Here is a 21,877-nt window from a genome sequence, read left to right as displayed (position 1 = left end):
AACAATTAACGCTTGGAGAACTGCGGACGACGGCGTGCTTTACGCAGACCGACTTTCTTACGTTCAACCTCACGAGCATCACGAGTAACGAAACCAGCTTTACGCAGTTCGCCACGCAGTGACTCATCATATTCCATCAGTGCACGGGTGATACCGTGACGGATAGCGCCAGCTTGACCGGAAATACCACCACCTTTAACGGTGATGTACAGATCCAGTTTACCAATCATGTCGACCAGTTCCAGCGGCTGACGAACTACCATGCGGGCAGTTTCACGACCGAAGTACTGTTCCAGAGAACGCTGATTGATAACGATTTTGCCGTTGCCCGGTTTGATGAAAACGCGAGCTGCGGAACTTTTGCGGCGACCAGTGCCGTAGTATTGATTTTCAGCCATTGCCTATAATCCCGATTAGATGTCAAGAACTTGCGGTTGCTGTGCCGCGTGGTTGTGCTCGTTACCCGCGTAAACTTTCAGTTTACGGTACATAGCACGACCCAGCGGGCCTTTTGGCAGCATGCCTTTAACCGCGATTTCAATCACGCGCTCAGGACGGCGGGCAATCATCTCTTCAAAGGTCGCTTCTTTGATACCACCGATGTGACCGGTGTGGTGATAATACATTTTGTCTTCACGCTTGTTGCCGGTTACAGCAACTTTTTCTGCGTTCAGAACGATGATGTAATCACCGGTATCTACGTGCGGAGTATATTCCGCTTTATGCTTGCCGCGCAGGCGCAGAGCCAGTTCGGAAGCCAGACGGCCCAGAGTTTTACCGGTCGCGTCAACAACATACCAGTCGCGTTTTACGGTTTCTGGTTTAGCTGTAAAAGTTTTCATTAAAAGCTTACCCAAATAATAAGTTACACGTTGGTGAACACCCAAACGTTTTGTCAGTTGAGGTTCACACGACATTGTCCAGCAAACCTACCCCTTCGAATAGCCTATGCCGGCACATAGAAAGTTTTGGGAAAAAAACCTTCTCGTAACGTGGGGTCGCAAGATTATAGAGAAGTCGGGGTCAAAGATCGACCCCTTTATGTGATTTGTACCCGGTTTTACCCCGGTAAATGCTCTAGCTTCAAATACTCCTCGCTCTGCATCTCCTGCAGGCGGGATAGACAGCGTTGAAACTCGAATTTCAACCGCTCGCCCTGATAAATGTCATACAGGGGCACCGCTGCGCTGACCACCAGTTTAACGTGGCGTTCATAGAACTCATCCACCAACGCGATAAACCGCCGCGCTTCGCTTTCCATCAGCGACGTCATCACCGGCACATCAAACAGCATCACGGTATGAAACAGTCGTGAGAGCGCAATATAATCATGCTGGCTGCGCGCATCCACGCACAGCGTCGTAAACGAAGCCGCCAGGGTCTGATTTTCTACCCCTAATGTCGACAACGGACGATGGTTTATCTCCAGCGTTGGCGTCTGCTCGCGCTTCGCGCCCGCCAGAGCCTGCCAAAGCTTATCCATTTGTTGCTGAGTCTCGGTATTGAGCGGCGACAGCCACAGGTGCGCCTGGGTCAGCGTGCGCAAACGGTAATCAATACCAGCATCAACGTTCATTACATCACAATGCTGTTTAATAGCGTCAATAGCGGGCAGGAAACGGGCGCGCTGGAGGCCGTTACGGTACAGCTCGTCAGGAGGGATGTTCGACGTGGCTACCAGGGTAATGCCGCGAGCGAACAGCGCTTTCATCAAGCCGCCCAGCAGCATCGCATCGGTAATATCAGAAACAAAAAACTCATCGAAACAGAGCACGTCAGTTTCGGCTTTAAAACGGTCGGCAACGATCTCCAGCGGGTCGCTGTGCCCTTGCAGATGGGTTAATTCTTCATGAACACGCAGCATAAAGCGATGAAAATGCAGACGTTGTTTACGTTCACCTGGCAGGCTTTGATAGAACATATCCATCAACCAGGTTTTCCCCCTTCCTACGCCCCCCCACATATAGAGGCCGCGCACAGCCACCGTTTCGGCAACCGGCTCGCGCTTGCCCAACAGCTTGCCGAATTTTGCCCGCAGACCGCCATTGTTTTGCGGCGCGACAGACGGCTTATTCTGCAATTCATGGTAAATGGTATCAAGGCGGCTAACCGCCTCTTGCTGAACGTCGTCGGGCTGATGACTGCCCTCTTTGAGAGCGGAAAGGTAACGCGATGTTGGCGACAGGCTTTGCATGATCTTATTGTTATTCCTTGAAAACCGTAATGCTGTAGCTCACGATTGACGAAAAAAAGGCCGTTCTACACTACGCGATGATACGCCAGGATTCCACTTCTGTGGGATTAGCGGTTATAGTGGCACTATCGGGCGCAGGCGGAGAGCCTAACAGCCACCCTACGGAACCACAAAACAACGGGAGATGTTCATGACCTGGGAATATGCGCTAATTGGGCTAGTCGTCGGTATTATCATTGGTGCCGTGGCAATGCGTTTTGGCAACCGCAAATTACGCCAACAACAGGCGCTGCAATTCGAACTGGAAAAGAATAAAGCAGAGCTGGAAGAGTACCGTGAAGAGCTGGTAAGCCATTTTGCTCACAGCGCTGAGCTACTCGATAACATGGCACATGACTACCGCCAGCTGTATCAGCATATGGCGAAAAGCTCCAGCAACCTGCTGCCAGCGAGCATGGCGGACGCCAATCCATTCCGTAATCGTCTGGAAGAGTCGGAAGCCGGTAACGATCAGGCTCCGGTCCAGATGCCGCGCGACTACTCTGAAGGCGCATCCGGCCTGCTGCGCGGTGGCGCGAAGCGCGACTAATCCTCCAGCGGCAGTAAAAATATTGTCCGGGCGCCCCCTCAGCGCCCGTCTCTATCTCTCATCCCGGCTACAATTTAAACATTGACCACATTGTTACCTGGTCGAAAATTCAATAACATCAGGCCATTCGGGACGTTTCCCATACACCTCAGATTACGAGAGCCAGCATCTAATGAAGAAACAGACTTTGCTGTTGAGTGCGTTAGCGTTAAGCATTGGGTTGTCGTTGTCCGCCTTACCTCCGGCTGCAGCGTCATTACCAACACAGGTACCGGGCCAGGGCGCATTGCCAAGCCTTGCCCCGATGCTGGAAAAAGTGTTGCCAGCGGTGGTGAGCGTACAGGTTGAGGGTACGGCTTCTCCGGCACAGAATATGCCGGAAGAGCTGAAGAAGTATTTTGGCGACAATGCCCCACAAGAGCAGGCGCAGCCGTTTGAAGGTCTGGGTTCTGGCGTCATCATCGATGCAGCGAAAGGCTATGTGTTGACCAATAATCACGTCATCAACCAGGCGCAGAAAATTAGCGTCCAGCTCAACGATGGTCGTGAGTTCGATGCCAAACTGATCGGTAGCGATGAGCAAAGCGACATCGCCCTGCTGCAATTACAAAAGCCCAGCAATCTGACGCAAATCGCTATCGCCGATTCCGATAAACTTCGGGTGGGTGATTTCGCCGTCGCCGTCGGTAACCCCTTCGGCCTCGGGCAGACTGCCACTTCCGGGATTATTTCAGCTCTGGGCCGCAGCGGCCTGAACCTGGAAGGGCTGGAAAACTTTATCCAGACCGATGCGTCCATCAACCGCGGCAACTCCGGCGGCGCGCTGCTAAACCTGAACGGCGAGTTGATTGGTATTAATACCGCTATTCTGGCACCAGGCGGCGGCAGCGTCGGTATTGGTTTCGCCATCCCCAGCAATATGGCACAAACCCTCGCTCAGCAGCTTATTCAATTTGGCGAAATCAAACGCGGCCTGCTGGGTATTAAAGGCATGGAAATGAGCGCGGATATCGCCAAAGCGATGAATCTTGATGTTCAACGCGGTGCCTTCGTCAGCGAGGTTCTACCGAACTCGGGGTCCGCCAAAGCTGGGGTCAAATCTGGCGACGTTATCGTTAGCTTGAATGGCAAATCGCTTAACAGCTTTGCCGAACTCCGTTCGCGTATTGCCACCACCGAACCGGGGACCAAAGTGAAGCTAGGGTTACTGCGCGATGGTAAACCCGTCGAGGTCGAGGTCACGCTGGATAAGAGCACCTCTTCTACCGCCAGCGCTGAACTTATCATTCCTGCCTTGCAGGGAGCGTCGTTAAGCGATGGGCAGATGAAAGATGGGACCAAAGGCGTCGCCATTGATAACGTGGATAAAGGAAGCCCTGCCGCGCAAGCGGGTCTGCATAAAGACGACATTATTATCGGCCTCAACCGCGAGCGAGTACACTCCATCGCTGAACTGCGGAAAGTTCTGGAAAGCAAACCGGCGGTTATTGCGCTGAACGTCATTCGCGGCAACGAAAGTATCTATCTGCTACTGCGCTAAGCCTCTTTCCGGACATCGCGCGCAGTGCGATGTCCGGACAAGTCGTGTTATGCTGCGCCTGTCCATCCATCAACGATATCGGCATCATGTCTGGAAAGCTTTTACGTTCGATACTCATCGGCCTGATCGTCGGGGGTCTGCTGCTGGCCATTATGCCTTCGCTGCGCCAATGGCAGCTTTCGCCGACCACGCAATACGATAGCGCGGATGAATCCCCCGCCAGCTATAATCCTGCGGTACGCCGCGCCGCGCCTGCAGTGGTGAACGTGTATAACCGCGCCCTTAACAACACCAGCCAAAATCAGCTGACTCTTGGTTCCGGCGTGATAATGGATCAACGTGGCTACATTCTGACGAATAAACACGTTATCAACGATGCGGATCAGATAATCGTCGCGTTGCAGGATGGTCGGGTTTTTGAAGCGCTGCTGGTTGGCTCAGATACCCTCACCGATCTGGCGGTATTAAAAATCAACGCCAGTAGCGGCCTGCCGGTCATCCCGATTAACCCAAAACGCGTGCCGCATATCGGTGACGTGGTGCTGGCGATTGGTAACCCTTATAACCTCGGGCAAACCATTACCCAGGGGATTATCAGTGCCACCGGTCGTATCGGCCTGAACCCGACCGGACGCCAGAACTTCCTGCAAACCGATGCTTCAATCAACCACGGTAACTCCGGTGGCGCTCTGGTGAACTCCCTGGGCGAACTGATGGGTATCAACACCCTGTCATTTGATAAAAGTAACGATGGCGAAACGCCTGAAGGGATCGGTTTTGCAATTCCTTTCCAATTGGCAACTAAGATCATGGATAAGCTAATTCGCGATGGTCGCGTCATTCGCGGCTACATTGGCATCAGCGGTCGCGAAATTGCGCCTTTACATGCTCAGGGCGGAGGCGGTATCGATCAGCTTCAGGGGATCGTGGTGAATGATGTTGCGCCGGAAGGCCCTGCCGCCCAGGCAGGGATCCGCGCCAACGACGTGATTATTTCGGTTAACGATAAACCTGCAGTGTCAGCTCTGGAAACGATGGATCAGGTGGCGGAGATTCGCCCGGGTTCGGAAATTCCGGTGGTGATTATGCGTGACGATAAGAAAATCACCCTGCATATCGCCGTACAGGAATATCCAGCGACCAATTAACAGGCTCCCCGAATGGGGAGCATTGTTTTCTATAGACAAAAAAGCCGGAACAGAGGTTCCGGCGTATCTTTTCGTGAAATGTTATTTATTCACAAAATCCTCACCGAGGGCGATATCTTTCTTCAGCGTATCCAACATCCCTTCCAGAGCCAGTTGCTCGAACGCGCTGAGTTTGCCAATCGACCGGCGCTCTTCTACACCATTTTTACCCAACAGCAGCGGCTGTGAGAAGAAGCGGGCATATTGACCATCGCCTTCAACATAAGCGCATTCGACAACCCCTTTCTCACCTTGCATTGCGCGAACCAAAGAGAGGCCGAATCGTGCTGCTGCCTGGCCCATCGACAGCGTCGCTGAACCACCACCGGCTTTTGCTTCAACAACTTCGGTCCCGGCATTTTGAATGCGCTTAGTCAAATCAGCCACTTCCTGTTCGCTAAAGCTCACGCCAGGAATTTGTGATAATAAAGGAAGAATGGTCACGCCAGAGTGGCCGCCAATAACCGGCACTTCAACGTCTGATGAAGATTTGTCTTTCAGCTCAGCGACAAACGTATTTGAACGGATAATATCCAGCGTCGTGACGCCAAACAGCTTGTTCTTATCGTAAACGCCAGCTTTTTTCAGCACCTCGGCCGCAATCGCCACCGTCGTATTCACCGGGTTGGTAATAATCCCAACGCAGGCTTGCGGGCAGGTTTTGGCGATCTGTTGCACCAGATTTTTCACAATCCCGGCGTTAACGTTAAATAAATCGGAGCGATCCATGCCGGGCTTACGCGCGACACCTGCGGATATCAGCACCACATCAGCACCTTCCAGTGCCGGGGTTGCGTCTTCACCGGAAAAACCTTTGATTTTTACATCGGTAGGGATATGGCTAAGATCAACCGCCACGCCCGGGGTTACCGGAGCAATGTCGTACAACGAGAGTTCTGAACCTGAAGGCAGTTGGGTCTTAAGTAGTAGGGCAAGCGCCTGGCCAATTCCACCAGCGGCGCCGAGGACTGCAACTTTCATCCTAAACTCCTTATTATGGTTAAAATAGTCTTTCGTTACTCCGTCGCCTGGACCTTAATTCACAAGATGAACAATTACAATAATTATGGCTGAAGAATGCGTGGTCGTGCGCAGCGATGCAACAGCTTCGCATTTTCCTCCCTGAGACTGACCATCCAGCAAAGCGTAGTACCGGATCGACTGTTGGTTACAATACACCCAGCCCATTGGGCAGAACAACATCATTTAATAACATTTCATTTACTTTTGTAGCAATTTGCGTGCCGTGACACAGGCATGTTCCTTATTAGGGTTATTTGCTAAAATATGCCCCCTTCATAACATTATTTACGCTTCTCCCCTGCGGATTATTTGCATAAAAATGCATGGTTATGCATAATGATGTTGTTTTTACCACCATAATTGGGTGACTTATGCGAAGTTCGGCGAAACAAGAAGAACTGGTTAAAGCGTTTAAGGCGCTGCTTAAAGAAGAAAAATTCAGCTCTCAAGGTGAAATCGTACAGGCGCTACAAGAGGAAGGCTTCGATAATATCAATCAATCGAAAGTCTCGCGTATGCTCACGAAATTTGGCGCAGTGCGTACGCGTAACGCCAAAATGGAGATGGTGTACTGCCTGCCTGCCGAGCTTGGCGTCCCGACAACCTCCAGCCCGCTGAAAAATCTGGTACTGGATATCGACTATAACGATTCGGTCGTCGTCATCCATACCAGCCCTGGCGCAGCACAGCTGATTGCCAGACTGCTGGACTCTTTAGGCAAGGCTGAAGGTATTCTTGGCAGCATTGCGGGTGACGATACTATCTTTACCACCCCAGCCAGAGGTTTTAGCGTTAAAGATTTGCATGACGCCATTCTCGTCCTGTTTGAACAAGAACTCTAAGCTTCTTCCCTCTGGTTAACTCCAGAGGGTTTCCTCTCAAAAAATCAGCATTTTTTTAACATTTAGTGTGTTTTTCCACTTCTATACATTCCTTTACCTAATGAATCCCCCTGAAGCGCACAAAAGATCAAATCATCATATCCATATGATTTTATTAACTATAAAAGTTAGTCATGACCAAAGACTGACATTTCTAATTCTTATACGTTATAAAGAAGACATTTCTTTGTAATTATTTACAAGAACAACAATTAGCACGGTATTAATATTTTCAGTGATTAGTGTATACTTGATTTTGTGATGAGGGTCACGAAACAAAGACCCCCAATAAAAAGATTCGACGAGGTCAACATCATGAAAATCAAAACCGCTGTAGCCGCATTGAGCATGCTTTCCGTTCTGTCTTTCGGCGCTTTTGCCGCTGATTCTATTAACAGCGAGCAAGCTCAAGGCCGTCAGGCAATCGGCACCATTTCCGTCGGCGCGGTAAGTGCTTCCCCGATGGATATGCACGAAATGCTGAATAAGAAAGCTCAAGAAGAAGGCGCTTCCTCCTATCGCATCATTGAAGCGCGTACTGGTGACCACTGGCATGCAACTGCAGAACTTTATAAATAAGATTTAACAATTGTCGGTCATTAGCTGAAATACAGAATATCCCTCAGCGGCCTGAGTGCATTGAAACCTCCCGCCGCTGCAAACAATATGATTGGAGTATAGATTATGAAAAGCGCAATTATCATCGCATCCCTGGGCCTGGCTTCCGTACTCTCTTTTGGCGCGAACGCTGCCGTCAATCAAGTTAACGCTGAGCAGGCACAAAATCTGCAATCTATGGGTACCGTTTCCGTTTCTCAAGTAGGTAGCGCCCCAATGGATATGCGTCAGGAGCTGGCGGCTAAAGCCGAGAAAGAAGGCGCCAGCAGCTACCGTATTATTGAAGCTCGTACTGGTGACAGCTGGCATGCTACGGCTGAGCTGTACAAATAAACCCTCGTCGTCTCATCTGACGACTTGCCCCCGCCTGTTGGGGGCTTTTTTTTGTCTCTGTCGTGCGTTAAAACGCGAGTTCCCTTCCAGCCCTTCTTCCGCTTCATCAAATGCTAAAGCATCTACGCAGCTTATCGCCGGGTGGCGTTTAGCTATTGATCAGTACATGCTGGTATTTATGCAGCATCTCCACCAGTCTGCGCACGGGTTCCGTCACCTGCGGTGATGCTTCCCAGTGCTGTAGCTTTTCCTGATAGATATTGAGTTCATCTAACAGTCTGGCGAAATAATATCGACGTTTATCATCGCTACCGGCAGAAATAACACGATCGGCTGTACGCCGTAGCTGCCGATGAAACGCAGACAGGTCGTCATTTATCGGTACAGGTGCATCACGCAGACGTTGATGGGCAATAATCAAGGTCAGCGCCAGACGAAAACGCGCGATATCGCCAGGAAACTTATTCAGCAGTAAAAAAAGTTGGCGATACAGCGCCGGCAGATGGTTCTCCTTGCGTCGCGCCGTATTAGTCGTCAGCGAAGAAACCGCTGCCGATACAAACTGGTTTAATAGTACGCGTCCGGTACGTGCCTGTGAATTATCGCGAACCAGCAAGATCACCATCAGCGCGAGGAAACACCCCACGATCTGCCCTAAAGCGCTATCAAGGAACTGGCTAAACTCAAACTTCATCGGGTTATCGAGCACCAGAATATTGATTGTACTGGCCAGCGCCCCCAGCGAACCCAGACGCCGCTTTTGCACCTCAATGCCGATAAAGAACGCCATCACGGCAAGGCTAATACACAGCAGCAGCATGCTTTGCTGCGTCGCGGGCATAATCACGAGGAAAAACAGCGCACCCAGCGGTAAAGCTGCCAACGTGCCGTAGAGGAAATCGATAGCCACCATCCGGGGATTAGGCAAACGCATCGCCAGCGCGGTGACCACCGCAATCATGACCATAGCCCCACTACCTGAAGTCCAGCCAGTCCACAGCCAGAACAGCGTCCCGAGAATACAGGAGATAGATGTACGCCAGAAGTTAACCATCGCATGATGGCGCTCGGCAGATTCAGCCTTAACCACCACTTCGCCCTGAAGAACTTCATTTTCAATGCGGCTGATTTTGGTATTGCTGACCACTCCGCGCTTCAATAACAGATAGCGCGTCGCGGCTCCCACCCAACTGTAAATCGTCACCGGGGTATTATGCTCCCCCTTCCAGGTCAGAAAGCGGCGCATCCGTTTTAGTTGCCGGTGAACGTCCTGCACGGTTTCAACTGGTTCAGCAAACAGTTCACGATAGTCATCGGTGACCATTTCAGGGCGCGTATTCTGAATCAGGTAGGTTTCGCAAGCCTGGGTAATCAGGGTCAGAGAAAGAGTATTGATCGCCTTCAGGCGCTGATTCACTTTTGCCCAGCGCGAGGACTCCATAATCAGGTTCCCGCGCATACCTTCCAGCGCGTTAGTACGGCGTACCATCGCGCTCCAAGCTTTATCGACTTCTTCTTTATCGCCATGCGCCACGCAAAGCTGCATCAGGCGATATTGATCAATCAGCAGATTATCCAGCTCAAGATCGATCTCTTTTTTAATCGAACGCGGTGAAAACAGCAGGTCGGCTACGATAGCGCTGACGATACCAACAACAATCTCACTGCATCGTTCGACGGCAAACTGCGGTGCCAGCATCGGCTCTGCGTGAATGGTAATGATGATGATAAGTGCGGTATAGCCCGCCAGTCCCCAGGCATAGGAGTTCTCGACACGCACCAGTGATGAGATCCAGGTACAAAAGCCCGCCCATAGGCAGCAGACTAACATCATCAGCAACGGAGCGCGGATCATCACAATGATGATCGCCAGCGCAGCAATACAACCAATAAAGGTGCCGACAATACGCAGCATCCCGCGATAGCGAATCGCACCAGAATAGGGTTCTCCCCCGGCAGCAAAAGCCGGGCCAGCGGCGACAATAGCCGCAGTGAGCACCGCCCAACGCGGCGTTTCCAGTTGGAAATGAAAACCGACGAATAGCGCCAGCACTACCGCAGATGCTAATTTTACGGCAAAGCGGAGGTGCCGGAGTTCAATGCTAAAGATCCCCATGACGATTAACCGAACTCACGCAGGCGCATAGCCAGTTTCTGGAAGAAGTTTGCCTGGCTGGTATCGCGATCTTCTTTGCCTGTAATAACGACCGTCGCGGTGGTTCCCGCAGGCCAGAGGTTCCCCTGCTGCTGATCAAGATGAATACGTACCGGCACACGTTGCGCCAGGCGTACCCATTCAAGATTGGAATCGATAGATGCCATCCCTTTTGCATCGCTGCTGCTGCTGGCGTTAGTCACCCCGGCAGCAATACTGTCCACGGTACCTTTAATCGTGTGCCCGCTTCCCAGCGGGGTAATTTCAGCACGATAGCCAGGGCGCACGCCCTCAAGTTTGGTCTCTTCAAGATAAGCCATGACATAGAAAGAGTTCTGTTTCACCAGGGCCACCGCGGTAGAACCCCGGGTAATAAACTCACCGCTATAGACGTTCAGGTTAGTCACCCAGCCGTCTGCCGGGGCGCGGATCACCGTGCGATCCAGATCGAGCTTCGCCAGGTCACGGTTCGCCGTCGCTTTCGCCAGCTGATGTTCAACGGTTTGCAGGACGTTATTCGCCTGGTCTATCTCTTCACGAGACATCGCCTGCACGCCAAGGCGGTTACGGCGGCCAGCCTCAACGCGCTTCTCCTGCGCCAAAGTCTGGTAATAGGAGACATCGGCTTCAGCTTCGGCTAATGCTTTCTGGTAACGAGGTTGGTCAATAACGAACAAAACCTGGTCTTTCTTAACCAGTTGGTTATCCTTAATATCCACCTGCGAAATCAGCCCAGAGACATCCGGGGCGATGGCCACGATATCCGCACTAAATCGCGCATCGCGCGTCCAGGGCGAGGCGGTGTAATACACCCATGCGCGAAAAATCGCGATAAATGCGAGGATAACCAGTATCACAGTGATTGCGGTACGGAGGATATTTCTTGTTAGTGTTTTCACATCGACCTCAAACGAACAAACGCGATATCAGATAAAACAGGCAGCAATATAGCGCGGTATTAAACAGCGCCGGGTGCCAGACAAAATCATAAATGCCGGTTGGAACCAGCAGGCGGTGCACCAGCCAGAAGATGGCTAGAGACAATAGCAATTCAAAGAAGATCGGCGGAAACGACAAACCGAAAATCACAATGACAGGAAACAGACTCATGATGACCTTGATAAGAAGCGTACAGGTGGCAAGCTGTGATGAATTTATTATGTAGCTAACAGTATATTAGCGTAATCATTGCAGTCTTATCTATATTGTGTGATCTAAATCACTTTTAAGCCAGAGTGAATAATGGAACGACTAAAACGTATGTCCGTTTTCGCCAGAGTGGTGGAACTAGGTTCATTTACCGCCGCGGCTCGCCAGCTCCAGATGAGCGTTTCTTCCATCAGTCAGACTGTAGCCAAACTGGAAGATGAGCTGCAGGTTAAGCTGCTCAACCGCAGCACTCGCAGCCTTGGTTTAACAGAAGCAGGGAAAATCTACTACCAGGGCTGCCGGCGAATGCTATTCGAAGCCCAGGATGTCCATGAGCAGCTATACGCTTTTAACAACACGCCTATTGGTACGCTGCGCATCGGCTGTTCTTCAACTATGGCACAGAATGTCCTGGCTCGCATTACCGCCGAAATGCTCAAAGAGTATCCCGGGTTGTCGATAAACCTGGTGACCGGCATCCCCGCCCCTGATCTCATTGCTGACGGCCTGGACCTGGTGATTCGCGTAGGCGCCTTGCAGGATTCCGGCCTCTTTTCCCGTCGCCTGGGGTCGATGCCGATGGTGCTCTGCGCCGCGAAAAGCTATCTCCATCAGGCAGGATGTCCGGACAAACCCGCAGACCTTGCCGGCCACTCCTGGCTTGAGTACAGCGTTCGCCCGGATAACGAGTTTGAAATCATCGCCCCGGAAGGGATCTCAACCAAGCTGATCCCGCAGGGACGCTTTGTGACTAACGATCCGATGACGCTGGTGCGCTGGCTTACGGCGGGAGTCGGCGTCGCTTACGTTCCGCTGATGTGGGTGATCGAGGAGATCAATCGTGGCGAACTGGAGATCCTGCTGCCGAGCTACCAGTCCGATCCGCGCCCGGTTTATGCGCTCTATACCGAGAAGGACAAACTCCCTCTGAAGGTGCAGGTGTGTATTAACTCTCTGACGGAATATTTCGTTGAGGTGGCAAAAATTTACCAGGGTATGCACGGGCGCGGAATCACCCGCTAAGTTGATTTGCGCTTTCGCAGGATGCGAAAGCGCATTGGAGAAGTATCAGGCAGTACCGCCAACGGTGAGTTTATCCACTTTGAGGGTTGGCTGGCCGACACCAACCGGCACGCTCTGGCCCTCTTTGCCGCAGACGCCGACGCCGCTGTCCAGCTTCAGATCATTGCCAACCATCGAAATCTGCTGCATCGCTTCAATCCCGGAGCCAATAAGCGTCGCCCCCTTCACTGCTTTCGTCACTTTCCCTTTTTCGATCAGGTAGGCTTCAGAAGTAGAGAAGACAAATTTCCCGGAAGTAATATCTACCTGACCACCGCCGAAATTCGGTGCGAAGATACCGTAATCAACCGATTCGATAATCTCCTGCGGTGTGGATTTTCCCGCCAGCATGTAGGTGTTGGTCATGCGCGGCATCGGCAGATGCGCGTAGGATTCGCGACGACCGTTGCCGGTTGGCGCCACACCCATCAGGCGAGCATTGAGCTTGTCCTGCATATAGCCTTTCAGAATGCCGTTTTCGATCAGCACGTTATACTGACCCGGCGTGCCCTCATCGTCGATAGCGACAGAACCACGACGATCGGCAATCGTACCGTCATCAACTACGGTACACAGTTCTGAGGCCACCAGTTCGCCCATATGGCCGCTGAAGACTGAGGTCCCGCGACGGTTAAAGTCACCTTCCAGACCGTGACCCACCGCTTCATGCAGCAGTACGCCAGGCCAGCCCGCGCCCAGTACCACTGGCAGCATCCCGGCAGGTGCGGCAACGGCTGTCAGATTCACCAGCGCCATACGCACGGCCTCTCTCGCCCAGGCATCGGCGCGCACTTCACCATCCTGAGAGGTAAGGAAATAATCATAGCCGAAGCGACCGCCGCCACCGCTGGCACCACGCTCGCGTTTACCCTCTTCCTCCACCAGCACGCTGACGGAAAGGCGAACCAACGGACGCACATCAGCCGCCAGCGTGCCATCCGTCGCGGCGACCAAAATTAATTCGTAGACACCGGTCAGACTGGCGGAAACTTCCTGCACCCGCTTGTCGGCGGCACGGGCGGTTTTGTCCACCCGACGCAGAATGTCCAGCTTCTCTTCACGGCTCATGCTCTGCAGCGGATCGATACTGGTATAGAGGGAGCTGTATTCTACTGCGCCAAGAGTATGGACTTTGCCATCACCGTGGTCACGCACGATGGTACGGGCCGCCTGCGCACTCTGTTCCAGCGCCAGTCGACTAATTTGGTCGGCATAGGCAAAGCCCGTTTTTTCGCCGCTCACCGCACGCACGCCGACACCCTGGTCAATATTGTACGAACCATCTTTAATGATGCGGTCTTCCAGAACCCAGGACTCGTGATAGCTCGACTGAAAATAGAGATCGCCGTAATCCAGACGGCGCTCGGCCAGTTGGCCAAGAATGGCAAACAGATCCTGATGATTCAGGCCATTTGCCGACAGTAATTGTTCACTTACCAGGTTCAGACTCATCGTTATGCTACTCGTTTGTTGCCGCGTATCAGGCGGAAATAGATACCCTAAATAGTTCAAGTTGCAGGAAGGCGGCAAGCAAGAGAATCCCCAGGAGCATAGATAACTATGTGACAGGGGTGAACGAGCGTAGCCAACGCATCTGCGGCTTGAAATATAACGGGTATAGAACGCTATCTATTGAGAGTGCGATAATTATGCACAATCGTCAAATCATTGCTTTTTGTCGCTCCGCGCCTGGCGCAGGACTTCATTAATTTGCGGCTGATCGATAGGACCGGTGATGCGATAGCGCAAAATCGAGACCTTGTTCCACAACGGCCCCAGCACCTTGCTGGCGGCAAAGACCGCGGCACCGATAATCGGGTTAACGGCAAAGGCCGCCGCAACGCCTACGGTGGCGGAAATTTCCGGCGCGACCACGGCCTGCAGGTCCAGCTGGCGGCGCACGAGATCGACAGAGCCTTTCATTGCGATATCCGCTTCCAGACCATCGACCAGCGTATCATCGGTATTCATCACGCCGTCTTTAATCCACGCCGTGCTATGAATCGAATCAAAGTAGAAACCTTCGCTAAACGTATCGCTAAAGTCGAAACGTAACTTACGCAGCAGCGCATCAACACTCAGCAGACGCAGAAGCTGACCGGCATGGCCGGTGCTCAGGTCGGTAAACTCACCTTTTCCAAGATGGCTTTTTAAGATTCCGTTAAGCGAGGCAACGTCCGGCTGCCACGGCGGCGCGCGCCAGTGCAGGTCATAATCGATATCGAATGCAGAGCCTTTTACCGGAGTTGATACGCCAAAGAAATTCACGAAATCATCGGTTTTATTACCGTGCAGCTTACCTTTTAGCGAGGTCCGTACGCCACTCGGGGCACTAACCCACACGCCATCCGTAGTCAGGCGACCAAAACCGGTATCCACCAGTCCGTTCGCCAACGTCAGAGTATCGCCGCTAATATTGAAATCACCCTCGATACGGCCATATTTTTGCCCCCATAGCCAGCACTCTGCGCAGCGAAGCTGAAGATCCGGCCAGCCGTGGAAATCAATTTTGGTATCAGACAGGGGGCCGCTGGTTTTAGCCGTCTCGCCGCTCTTCGCTGACGTTGGGTTGTAGTAGAGATAACGAATCGCCGCCAGCCACGGGGCATTCTTACGCATCGTCAGCGTTGCATTAATTTCACGCCCCTGAGCTTCAACTTTGGTGCCGCCGGCATCGGGCTGTGAAACAAGGCTGACGTTATTCCAGCTCTGGCCCGCCATCGTTAACGCTGGCGTACGCAGCGTGACCCGCTCCGGGAAGACCATATTACTGCTGACATCGTTTGCCGCTCCCCCCTGGAACAGCGCCAGCCACTGCGCACCGTCCATCGGCGGCATGTTCAGTTCTACACCAGATTGCTCAGGCAACGGTGACACCGCTTTACTGTCAGAGGTCAAAATAGCGCGGTCCAGGGTTAACTTATTCCCCAACAACCAGCGGCTGTTAATATGATTTTTTGCGCCAATAGAACCAGTTAGATTGAAGCTGCTTAACCCGCCATCAACCTTGATCTTTACTGGTAAAGATTCACCGGCTTGCTTATCAACTGGCGCAGGTAAGTGACTGCTTACATTCTTCAGATCGCCGTTGATATCAACTTTATAGTTCGCACTGCCGTGATACGGCAGCTCAATCGCCACTTTACCGTCCCAGGGCACGCTGCCGCTTAAAGCGCTATCAATCGACTTGGGTAATAAGCCGGTACGCGACGGCTGCCAGTTGGCTTTCATCCCGACGTCCACCAGGAACGCCTTTTCACCCTCAGTGGTCGAAAAATCAATATTCAGCGGCTGATTAAACCAGTTGGCGCTCATCGGCTCGCTTTTCAGATCACCGTTTACAAAGCTGAATTTGCCGGTCAGGTTCTGCAATGTGGTGTCGATAGGCTTGATGAACAGGCTGTTGTTCTTCAACTGAACATCGCCTTTCGCGGTGGTCATCTCGCCGTCCAGCGGGATATCAAGATGTAAGCGAGCGCTCACATTCCCATCCAGTTGAAGCTCATCCAGCGCCGCGCCCAGCGTTTTTTTCAGTGGTGTCTCGTTAAAGTAGGGACCAACCTCTTTACCTGGCCCGTTAACGTCAGCATCAATCAGCAGCTTCTCTCGCGAATAGTCGGGGATAACCGCATCCAGGTTGCTGGCAGCGACTTTACCCAGCATCACCTTATCGGCCTTCATCCATAAACCGTCATTGATAAAGTTGAGGTCGATATTCAGCCCGGTTAGTGCTGGCCAATCAGGCTGGAAAGCAAAGGTGGCGTTCTTAAGCGGCACCGAGACCTGGAACTGGCCTTCGTTATGCTTATACGGGAACAGGTGGGGATTACCACCGTAGGCCAGCGTGGCATCGGTGGCCTGACCGCCTTTAATCGCCCCACTGAGGTAATCTACCAGCGCTTTGCCCATGAGATTTTCCGGGAAGTAGCGCCATGCCTGACCGCCGTCATTGGTACTGATACCGGCCAGAATCCCCAGCCAGGGTTCATCGCCCTGCGGTTGCAGATAGCGGAATCCACCGCGAGCGCGAACACCGGTAGCCTGCACATCAATATCGCGACCATCGAGCATAAAGCCTTTATCATTCTTCACCCAGCTCAGGGTCGCATCGCCTTTGGCAATTTCCAGCGGCGCGCGAAAGACCGTCTCATACGGCATTTTCGCCTGTGTCATGCTGACGTGCAGAGCACCGTTCTCCACGCTCCCGGAAACGTTTCCTGAAAAGTGTTCAGCGCCCGGCAACAGCTTCCACTGCTTCCATGACATATCGCTCCAGTCAGCCTGGAAGCGGGTCTTTTCCACCGCTTGCAAAGGAATATCCAGCGCCAGAAGATTGATTTTGCCGCTTGGCTGGGTAGTTCGCCAGATTTCGCCCAGCGAAGGAGCCAGCTTGTCGGCCATCGGCTGCAGCCCGGTCAAACCGTTAAGGTTAAGATTGCTGGCGCGAATGCGCAGCTCGTCGCTGCGTTTGCTATTGTTCCCACCGACATCCTGAGCCGGGATCCACGCCATAGCCAGCGCGCCGCGCGGCCAGGGTTTATCATCAATAGAGATGCGCGTATCCGGAATTCGAAAACCCCAGCTTTGATTGTCGCGATAGATATGCGCCGTCAGGTTATCGACCGAAAGATGATGCTTATCTTTATCGCCTTGCCAGCTGGCCCCGCCTTTCTTCAGCCAGACATCGCCACTGGCAACATCGCCTTTATCGATGGTCATCCAGCCTTCAAGGCTAAACCGTGCGCTCTGCAAGGCAATATTGTCCTGCATCCAGCGCCCAAGCCATGGTTTAACGTCGATATCATCGGCCTGAAGCCAAACCCGCCCTTTATTGAGCAGGCCATCTTCGTCGCGCAGATCCATTCGCACCTGCATCACCCCATGCTGGCCGGTCAGGCTGCTGAGGCTAAGCTGTCCTTCTGCACGATGGCGGTTTTTGCCGTTTAGCCAGGTAAGCTGCGGGATTGCCAACTCGGCCCGCTGGCCGGAAATGGTCAGGAAGCTCAGATGGCTATCGCGGAGTATAAAGTGATCGAACTGGCGGAGGAAAAGATCGCTGATACGGTCGGTTTTCAGCCCCTCACCACCGTCATTGGTTTGAATAGGGGTGTTAGTATGAACCTGTAACTGCCAGAAAGTGAGATCGCGAAACTGCCAGCGCATATGCAGCAGGCTTTGCCACACGTCCAGCGCCAGAGTGACGCGTTTAATGGAGAGTTCACCGCCATCATTCAGGCCGGTCTTAATATCGCGAACATCAAGCGTAGGGCCAAAAGTTTGCCAACTGGCGGTAATTTGCGAGGCATCGACCGGTACGCCAGCGATAGCAGAAATTTTCGCCAGCACCTGGGGACGCCAGGTGTCCAACTGCGGCAACACGAGGCGCAGACCGCTCACCAGCAGTGCGACGACGACAATCAATGTTGCCGCGGTGAGCAGTAATATCCCGGGCAGTCGCCTCACGCATCTCTCCTTGTCAGCCTTTTACACTTCATCCGTCTGCCTCTCCTAAAATAGAGGCAAGCAGATGATTACATCATGACCACATCAAACTGCTCTTGATTATAGAGCGGCTCAATTTGCACTTTGACTTGTTTACCGACAAAGATTTCGACTTCCGCCAGCGCATGGGATTCTTCCCCTTTCAGCGTTTCCGCTACCGCAGGAGAAGCATAGACCAGGAAACGATCTGAATCGTAGGCATGATGCACGCGTACGATCTCACGCATAATTTCATAGCACACCGTTTCCACGGTTTTCACCGTGCCGCGGCCATGACAGGTCGGGCACTCATTGCACAGCACGTGCTCCACGCTTTCGCGGGTGCGTTTGCGGGTCATCTCTACCAGCCCAAGCTGAGAGAAACCGTTGATACTGGTTTTTACCCGATCTTTGCTCAGCGCCTGCTCAAGCGAATGCAGCACCCGGCGGCGGTGATCCTCATTGTTCATATCTATGAAATCAATGATGATAATCCCACCGAGATTACGCAGCCGCAGCTGGCGGGCAATGGCCTGCGTCGCCTCAATGTTGGTGTTAAAGATAGTATCATCGAGATTGCGATGGCCAACGAATGCACCGGTATTGATATCAACGGTGGTCATCGCTTCGGTCTGATCGATAATCAGATAACCGCCGGATTTCAGCTCTACTTTACGTTCGAGCGCACGCTGAATCTCATTTTCGACATCAAAGAGATCGAAGATCGGCTGGCGACCACTATAGTGCTCCAGCTTGTTGGTCATCTCCGGAATATATTCAGCAGTAAACTCGAGCAGCGATTCGTAAGTCAAACGGGAGTCGACGCGAATACGATCGAGCTGTGCATCGGCAAAATCGCGCAGCACACGTTGAGCCAGAGCCAGTTCACCGTACATCTGGTAGCGCGTTTGCTGGCGCTTTTTACGCTCCATGACTTTCGTCCAGACGCGCTTGAGATAGGCAGCATCGGCCGCCATCTCTTGTTCGTGAACGCCTTCCGCCGCCGTACGGATGATAAATCCGCCCTGCTCATCGCAGTAATCGGCCACCACTTTTTTCAGCCGTTCACGTTCAGCTTCGCTTTCAATGCGTTGCGAAACACCAACGTGCGAAGCGCCCGGCATAAAGACCAGATAACGGGAAGGAATGGTGATGTCGGTTGTCAGGCGAGCGCCTTTCGTACCGAGGGGATCTTTCACCACCTGCACCATCAGATCCTGCCCCTGACGCACCAGTTCGGAGATGTCGCGGACGGTAAACTGCTTTTGTTCTTCACCTGCCACACATTCGGTATGCGGCATAATATCGGAAGCGTGCAGAAATGCGGCCTTATCCAGACCAATATCTACAAAAGCCGCCTGCATTCCCGGCAGCACACGGCTGACACGGCCTTTGTAGATATTGCCTACTATCCCACGGCGCGCTTCACGCTCAATATGTATTTCTTGAAGAATACCGCCATCAATATACGCGACACGCGTTTCGGATGGCGTTACGTTAACTAATAATTCAGCTGTCATCTTTATCCCTTTTCTTCACGCAGTGAGTTAAAGTTACTGAGCAACTCATACGTTTCCACCAGCGGTAAGCCGACTACGGCGTGATAGCTGCCATTTATCTTCCTGACGAAACAGCCACCCAGCCCTTGAATACCGTATGCACCTGCTTTGTCTAAAGGTTCGCCACTGGCCACATAGTCGGCAATATCCTGCCCGGAAAGCAGGCGGAAGGTCACCTCTGTTATCACCAGGCAATCCAGCGTCTGCTGCTTATCGGCCAACGCCACGGCCGTCATGACCTGATGAGTTTTCCCGGAAAGCATACGCAGCATTTCTGCAGCGTGTCCGGCATCACGCGGTTTTTCCAGGACTTCGCCGTTAAGAATGACGATGGTATCCGCCCCCAAAACAGGCAGATCCCGCGGCGCTAACGCCACACCGGCCTGCGCTTTTTCCCGCGCCAGGCGCGAGACGTACTGCTGCGCACTCTCCTGCGCACGACGTTGTTCCTCAATACCAGGAACCAGTCGCTCAAAAGAGAGGCCAAGCTGGGTCAGCAGTTCCTGCCGACGCGGAGAACCTGAAGCCAGATACAGAGTCGTCATATCAACCTTATTGCACTGCAAATTGCTGGCGTACTTTACGCATCAGCAGGAAGATCCATGGCCAGAGCACGCCGTTTACTACACTACTCCAGAATACTTCCGGACGGAAAGAGACGTTGATCACTAAAAACTCTGCCCAGAAAACAATGATATCCACGGCGAGGGATAACATCACCACCACCAGCGCCTGCTGCCAGAGCGCCAGATTGCGGAACAACTGATATTTCAGCGCCACCAGATAAGCCACGATACTTAATGATAGTGCGCGAACGCCAAGCGTAGAGCCGCTGATGAGATCGAGGATCGCCCCCATCACAAAACCCGTGCCCACATTCACCCGATGGGGTAACGCGAGGATCCAGTACAGCAGGATAAGGAGTACCCAATTTGGCCGGTAGACGCTGATGTCCGCCGGCCAGGGCATAATCTGCAGCAATAGCGCAATGAGAAACGAGAGCCAGATAACCCAGCGTCCCTGGCTACGATAGCTTGCCACTATTGCCCCCCTGCAGGCAGAGGTTGCTGAGCCGGAGGCTGCGTTATGCCGGTTGCCGGAGCAGGCATTTGCGGCCCCATAGCATCCGGTGCAGGCAGAACCTGCGGCATCATCTGAGTTAGTCGTTCATTCGCGACGCGATGAACTTCTTCCGGCGTCATCGGGTTAGCGCCGTTGCGATCGGCTCCCCACAACAACAGCAGATAACGCAAACGCTGAAGGCCTGCGGTCGGGCGCGCCTGAATTACCGTATACGCGCGCTGCGTATCCAACTTCACGGACGAGACCACACCAACTGGATATCCTTCAGGGAAACGACCACCGAGACCTGAAGTCACCAGGACGTCGCCCACACGAATGTCGGTATTGGCTGGCAGATGCTCCAGTTGAAGATCGTCAGTACAGCCATTACCCGCAGCAATCACGCGAATGTCGTTACGCAGCACCTGAATCGGTAGCGCATGCGTCGCGTCGCAAATCAGCAGTACGCGGCTGGTCATCTTCGCCACGGCGACGACCTGACCAACGACGCCTTTATCGCTAATAACCGGCTGACCTTCATAAACGCCGTTAACGCTGCCTTTATCGATAACAACCTGATCGCTGTATGGATCGTTAACCGTTGAGATGACCTGAGTCACCATTTTTTGCTCGTCCTGGCGCAACGGAGAGCCCAGCAGCTCGCGCAGACGCGCGTTCTCCTGTTTGTACTGACCCAGCATCAGTAAGTCGCTGTTTTTCAGCAACAGTTCCTGGCGCAGCGCGCGGTTTTCCAGTTCGAGCTGGTCACGGGTTGCCAGCGTTTGCGATACGCTGTCGAGTAGTTCCCGGGGACCATTAGAGACAAAGTAGAAAGGGCTGACGGCAGTATCCATGTACGTTCGGATTTGACTGAACGTACCCAGGCGGCTGTCGGCGATTATCACGCCAAGCGCCACCAAAACCGCCAGAATAAGGCGAATCTGTAGCGACGGGCCACGGCTAAAAATTGGCTTCATAGGCTATGCGTATTCTCGTGTCAGTTAAGACCGGGGCAGCCGTATGCCAGCCGCCCGGATCTCAGGC

20 protein-coding genes are annotated in these 21,877 nt (G+C 52.9%); 7 read left to right on the top strand and 13 right to left on the bottom strand.

Features of this window, described 5'->3' with window-relative positions; translation table 11 throughout:
* Window positions 1–5 precede the first annotated feature (5 nt).
* The 3 genes from rpsI to zapE all read right to left on the bottom strand — a co-directional run bounded on the left by rpsI (window position 6) and on the right by zapE (window position 2,194).
* A complete protein-coding gene (rpsI, locus tag ACMYSL_RS03020; RefSeq protein ID WP_110272826.1) occupies window positions 6–398 on the bottom strand; it encodes a 30S ribosomal protein S9 in 393 nt (130 codons plus the stop codon).
* A 15-nt stretch (window positions 399–413) separates the two neighbouring features.
* Complete coding sequence (gene rplM, locus ACMYSL_RS03015) at window positions 414–842, bottom strand: 50S ribosomal protein L13 (RefSeq protein ID WP_004106200.1); 429 nt, start codon at window positions 840–842, stop codon at window positions 414–416.
* A 218-nt stretch (window positions 843–1,060) separates the two neighbouring features.
* Window positions 1,061–2,194 (bottom strand): cell division protein ZapE, encoded by a 1,134-nt coding sequence (gene zapE / locus ACMYSL_RS03010; RefSeq protein WP_434661333.1) that lies wholly within the window; start codon window positions 2,192–2,194, stop codon window positions 1,061–1,063.
* A 190-nt stretch (window positions 2,195–2,384) separates the two neighbouring features.
* On the opposite strand from zapE, the gene zapG reads away from it, so the two are divergent.
* From zapG to degS, 3 genes are all read left to right on the top strand, one after another.
* Window positions 2,385–2,783, top strand: coding sequence for a Z-ring associated protein ZapG (gene zapG, locus ACMYSL_RS03005; protein ID WP_110272824.1), 399 nt, complete (start codon window positions 2,385–2,387; stop codon window positions 2,781–2,783).
* A gap of 172 nt (window positions 2,784–2,955) precedes the next feature.
* Window positions 2,956–4,323, top strand: coding sequence for a serine endoprotease DegQ (degQ, locus tag ACMYSL_RS03000; RefSeq protein ID WP_112213529.1), 1,368 nt, complete (start codon window positions 2,956–2,958; stop codon window positions 4,321–4,323).
* Between the two features lie 86 nt (window positions 4,324–4,409).
* Complete coding sequence (gene degS, locus ACMYSL_RS02995; protein ID WP_142512728.1) at window positions 4,410–5,471, top strand: outer membrane-stress sensor serine endopeptidase DegS; 1,062 nt, start codon at window positions 4,410–4,412, stop codon at window positions 5,469–5,471.
* A gap of 81 nt (window positions 5,472–5,552) precedes the next feature.
* Here the strand turns inward: degS and mdh are convergent, their stop codons facing one another.
* Entirely contained in the window at window positions 5,553–6,491 is a 939-nt protein-coding gene (mdh, locus tag ACMYSL_RS02990; RefSeq protein WP_304253772.1) for a malate dehydrogenase, read from the bottom strand.
* Window positions 6,492–6,904: 413 nt separating this feature from the next.
* Between mdh and argR the strand changes: the two genes are divergently transcribed.
* From argR to yhcN-B, 3 genes are all read left to right on the top strand, one after another.
* Window positions 6,905–7,375 carry a transcriptional regulator ArgR gene (gene argR, locus ACMYSL_RS02985; RefSeq protein ID WP_110272821.1) on the top strand — a complete coding sequence of 157 codons (471 nt, stop codon included), beginning with the start codon at window positions 6,905–6,907 and terminating at the stop codon, window positions 7,373–7,375.
* A 354-nt stretch (window positions 7,376–7,729) separates the two neighbouring features.
* Window positions 7,730–7,993: a peroxide/acid stress response protein YhcN gene (gene yhcN / locus ACMYSL_RS02980; RefSeq protein WP_110272820.1), complete on the top strand. Its 264-nt coding sequence runs from the start codon at window positions 7,730–7,732 to the stop codon at window positions 7,991–7,993.
* Between the two features lie 105 nt (window positions 7,994–8,098).
* Window positions 8,099–8,365 carry a DUF1471 family stress response protein YhcN-B gene (yhcN-B, locus tag ACMYSL_RS02975; protein ID WP_049114908.1) on the top strand — a complete coding sequence of 89 codons (267 nt, stop codon included), beginning with the start codon at window positions 8,099–8,101 and terminating at the stop codon, window positions 8,363–8,365.
* A 148-nt stretch (window positions 8,366–8,513) separates the two neighbouring features.
* Here the strand turns inward: yhcN-B and aaeB are convergent, their stop codons facing one another.
* Genes aaeB through aaeX form a run of 3 tightly spaced genes read right to left on the bottom strand, consistent with a single transcriptional unit; the run spans window position 8,514 to window position 11,630 of the window.
* The gene (aaeB, locus tag ACMYSL_RS02970) at window positions 8,514–10,481 is read right to left on the bottom strand and encodes a p-hydroxybenzoic acid efflux pump subunit AaeB (protein ID WP_304253775.1); all 1,968 of its coding nucleotides are present in this window, start codon (window positions 10,479–10,481) and stop codon (window positions 8,514–8,516) included.
* A 5-nt stretch (window positions 10,482–10,486) separates the two neighbouring features.
* Window positions 10,487–11,419 carry a p-hydroxybenzoic acid efflux pump subunit AaeA gene (gene aaeA / locus ACMYSL_RS02965; RefSeq protein WP_110272818.1) on the bottom strand — a complete coding sequence of 311 codons (933 nt, stop codon included), beginning with the start codon at window positions 11,417–11,419 and terminating at the stop codon, window positions 10,487–10,489.
* Window positions 11,420–11,426: 7 nt separating this feature from the next.
* Window positions 11,427–11,630 (bottom strand): p-hydroxybenzoic acid efflux pump operon protein AaeX, encoded by a 204-nt coding sequence (gene aaeX / locus ACMYSL_RS02960; protein WP_002918640.1) that lies wholly within the window; start codon window positions 11,628–11,630, stop codon window positions 11,427–11,429.
* 132 nt (window positions 11,631–11,762) lie between these two features.
* Between aaeX and aaeR the strand changes: the two genes are divergently transcribed.
* Window positions 11,763–12,692 (top strand): HTH-type transcriptional activator AaeR, encoded by a 930-nt coding sequence (gene aaeR, locus ACMYSL_RS02955; protein WP_182235085.1) that lies wholly within the window; start codon window positions 11,763–11,765, stop codon window positions 12,690–12,692.
* A 45-nt stretch (window positions 12,693–12,737) separates the two neighbouring features.
* Here aaeR and tldD read toward each other — a convergent pair whose 3' ends face one another.
* From tldD to mreC, 6 genes are all read right to left on the bottom strand, one after another.
* Window positions 12,738–14,183 carry a metalloprotease TldD gene (tldD, locus tag ACMYSL_RS02950; protein WP_182235086.1) on the bottom strand — a complete coding sequence of 482 codons (1,446 nt, stop codon included), beginning with the start codon at window positions 14,181–14,183 and terminating at the stop codon, window positions 12,738–12,740.
* A gap of 213 nt (window positions 14,184–14,396) precedes the next feature.
* Entirely contained in the window at window positions 14,397–18,194 is a 3,798-nt protein-coding gene (gene yhdP, locus ACMYSL_RS02945; protein WP_434661332.1) for an AsmA2 domain-containing protein YhdP, read from the bottom strand.
* Between the two features lie 68 nt (window positions 18,195–18,262).
* Window positions 18,263–19,732 (bottom strand): ribonuclease G, encoded by a 1,470-nt coding sequence (gene rng / locus ACMYSL_RS02940; protein ID WP_110272814.1) that lies wholly within the window; start codon window positions 19,730–19,732, stop codon window positions 18,263–18,265.
* Window positions 19,733–19,734: 2 nt separating this feature from the next.
* Entirely contained in the window at window positions 19,735–20,316 is a 582-nt protein-coding gene (locus tag ACMYSL_RS02935; protein ID WP_110272813.1) for a Maf family protein, read from the bottom strand.
* Window positions 20,317–20,323: 7 nt separating this feature from the next.
* Window positions 20,324–20,812: a rod shape-determining protein MreD gene (gene mreD / locus ACMYSL_RS02930; protein ID WP_004139709.1), complete on the bottom strand. Its 489-nt coding sequence runs from the start codon at window positions 20,810–20,812 to the stop codon at window positions 20,324–20,326.
* On the bottom strand, window positions 20,812–21,810 hold the full coding sequence (mreC, locus tag ACMYSL_RS02925) for a rod shape-determining protein MreC (RefSeq protein ID WP_181484698.1): 999 nt from the start codon (window positions 21,808–21,810) through the stop codon (window positions 20,812–20,814). The genes mreD and mreC overlap by 1 nt, the downstream gene beginning before the upstream one ends.
* Window positions 21,811–21,877: the final 67 nt, after the last annotated feature.

Origin of the sequence: Klebsiella sp. MISC125 (genome assembly GCF_051131775.1) — a bacterium.
GTDB lineage: Bacteria > Pseudomonadota > Gammaproteobacteria > Enterobacterales > Enterobacteriaceae > Klebsiella.
This window is presented reverse-complemented; position numbering and strand designations above follow the sequence as displayed.

Excerpts from the sequence above, each read along its gene's own strand:
- rpsI (WP_110272826.1), bottom strand. The coding sequence starts at position 398 with ATGGCTGAAAATCAATACTACGGCACTGGTCGCCGCAAAAGTTCCGCA.
- rplM (WP_004106200.1), bottom strand. The coding sequence starts at position 842 with ATGAAAACTTTTACAGCTAAACCAGAAACCGTAAAACGCGACTGGTAT.
- zapE (WP_434661333.1), bottom strand. The coding sequence starts at position 2,194 with ATGCAAAGCCTGTCGCCAACATCGCGTTACCTTTCCGCTCTCAAAGAG.
- zapG (WP_110272824.1), top strand. The coding sequence starts at position 2,385 with ATGACCTGGGAATATGCGCTAATTGGGCTAGTCGTCGGTATTATCATT.
- degQ (WP_112213529.1), top strand. The coding sequence starts at position 2,956 with ATGAAGAAACAGACTTTGCTGTTGAGTGCGTTAGCGTTAAGCATTGGG.
- degS (WP_142512728.1), top strand. The coding sequence starts at position 4,410 with ATGTCTGGAAAGCTTTTACGTTCGATACTCATCGGCCTGATCGTCGGG.
- mdh (WP_304253772.1), bottom strand. The coding sequence starts at position 6,491 with ATGAAAGTTGCAGTCCTCGGCGCCGCTGGTGGAATTGGCCAGGCGCTT.
- argR (WP_110272821.1), top strand. The coding sequence starts at position 6,905 with ATGCGAAGTTCGGCGAAACAAGAAGAACTGGTTAAAGCGTTTAAGGCG.
- yhcN (WP_110272820.1), top strand. The coding sequence starts at position 7,730 with ATGAAAATCAAAACCGCTGTAGCCGCATTGAGCATGCTTTCCGTTCTG.
- yhcN-B (WP_049114908.1), top strand. The coding sequence starts at position 8,099 with ATGAAAAGCGCAATTATCATCGCATCCCTGGGCCTGGCTTCCGTACTC.
- aaeB (WP_304253775.1), bottom strand. The coding sequence starts at position 10,481 with ATGGGGATCTTTAGCATTGAACTCCGGCACCTCCGCTTTGCCGTAAAA.
- aaeX (WP_002918640.1), bottom strand. The coding sequence starts at position 11,630 with ATGAGTCTGTTTCCTGTCATTGTGATTTTCGGTTTGTCGTTTCCGCCG.
- aaeR (WP_182235085.1), top strand. The coding sequence starts at position 11,763 with ATGGAACGACTAAAACGTATGTCCGTTTTCGCCAGAGTGGTGGAACTA.
- tldD (WP_182235086.1), bottom strand. The coding sequence starts at position 14,183 with ATGAGTCTGAACCTGGTAAGTGAACAATTACTGTCGGCAAATGGCCTG.
- rng (WP_110272814.1), bottom strand. The coding sequence starts at position 19,732 with ATGACAGCTGAATTATTAGTTAACGTAACGCCATCCGAAACGCGTGTC.
- ACMYSL_RS02935 (WP_110272813.1), bottom strand. The coding sequence starts at position 20,316 with ATGACGACTCTGTATCTGGCTTCAGGTTCTCCGCGTCGGCAGGAACTG.
- mreC (WP_181484698.1), bottom strand. The coding sequence starts at position 21,810 with ATGAAGCCAATTTTTAGCCGTGGCCCGTCGCTACAGATTCGCCTTATT.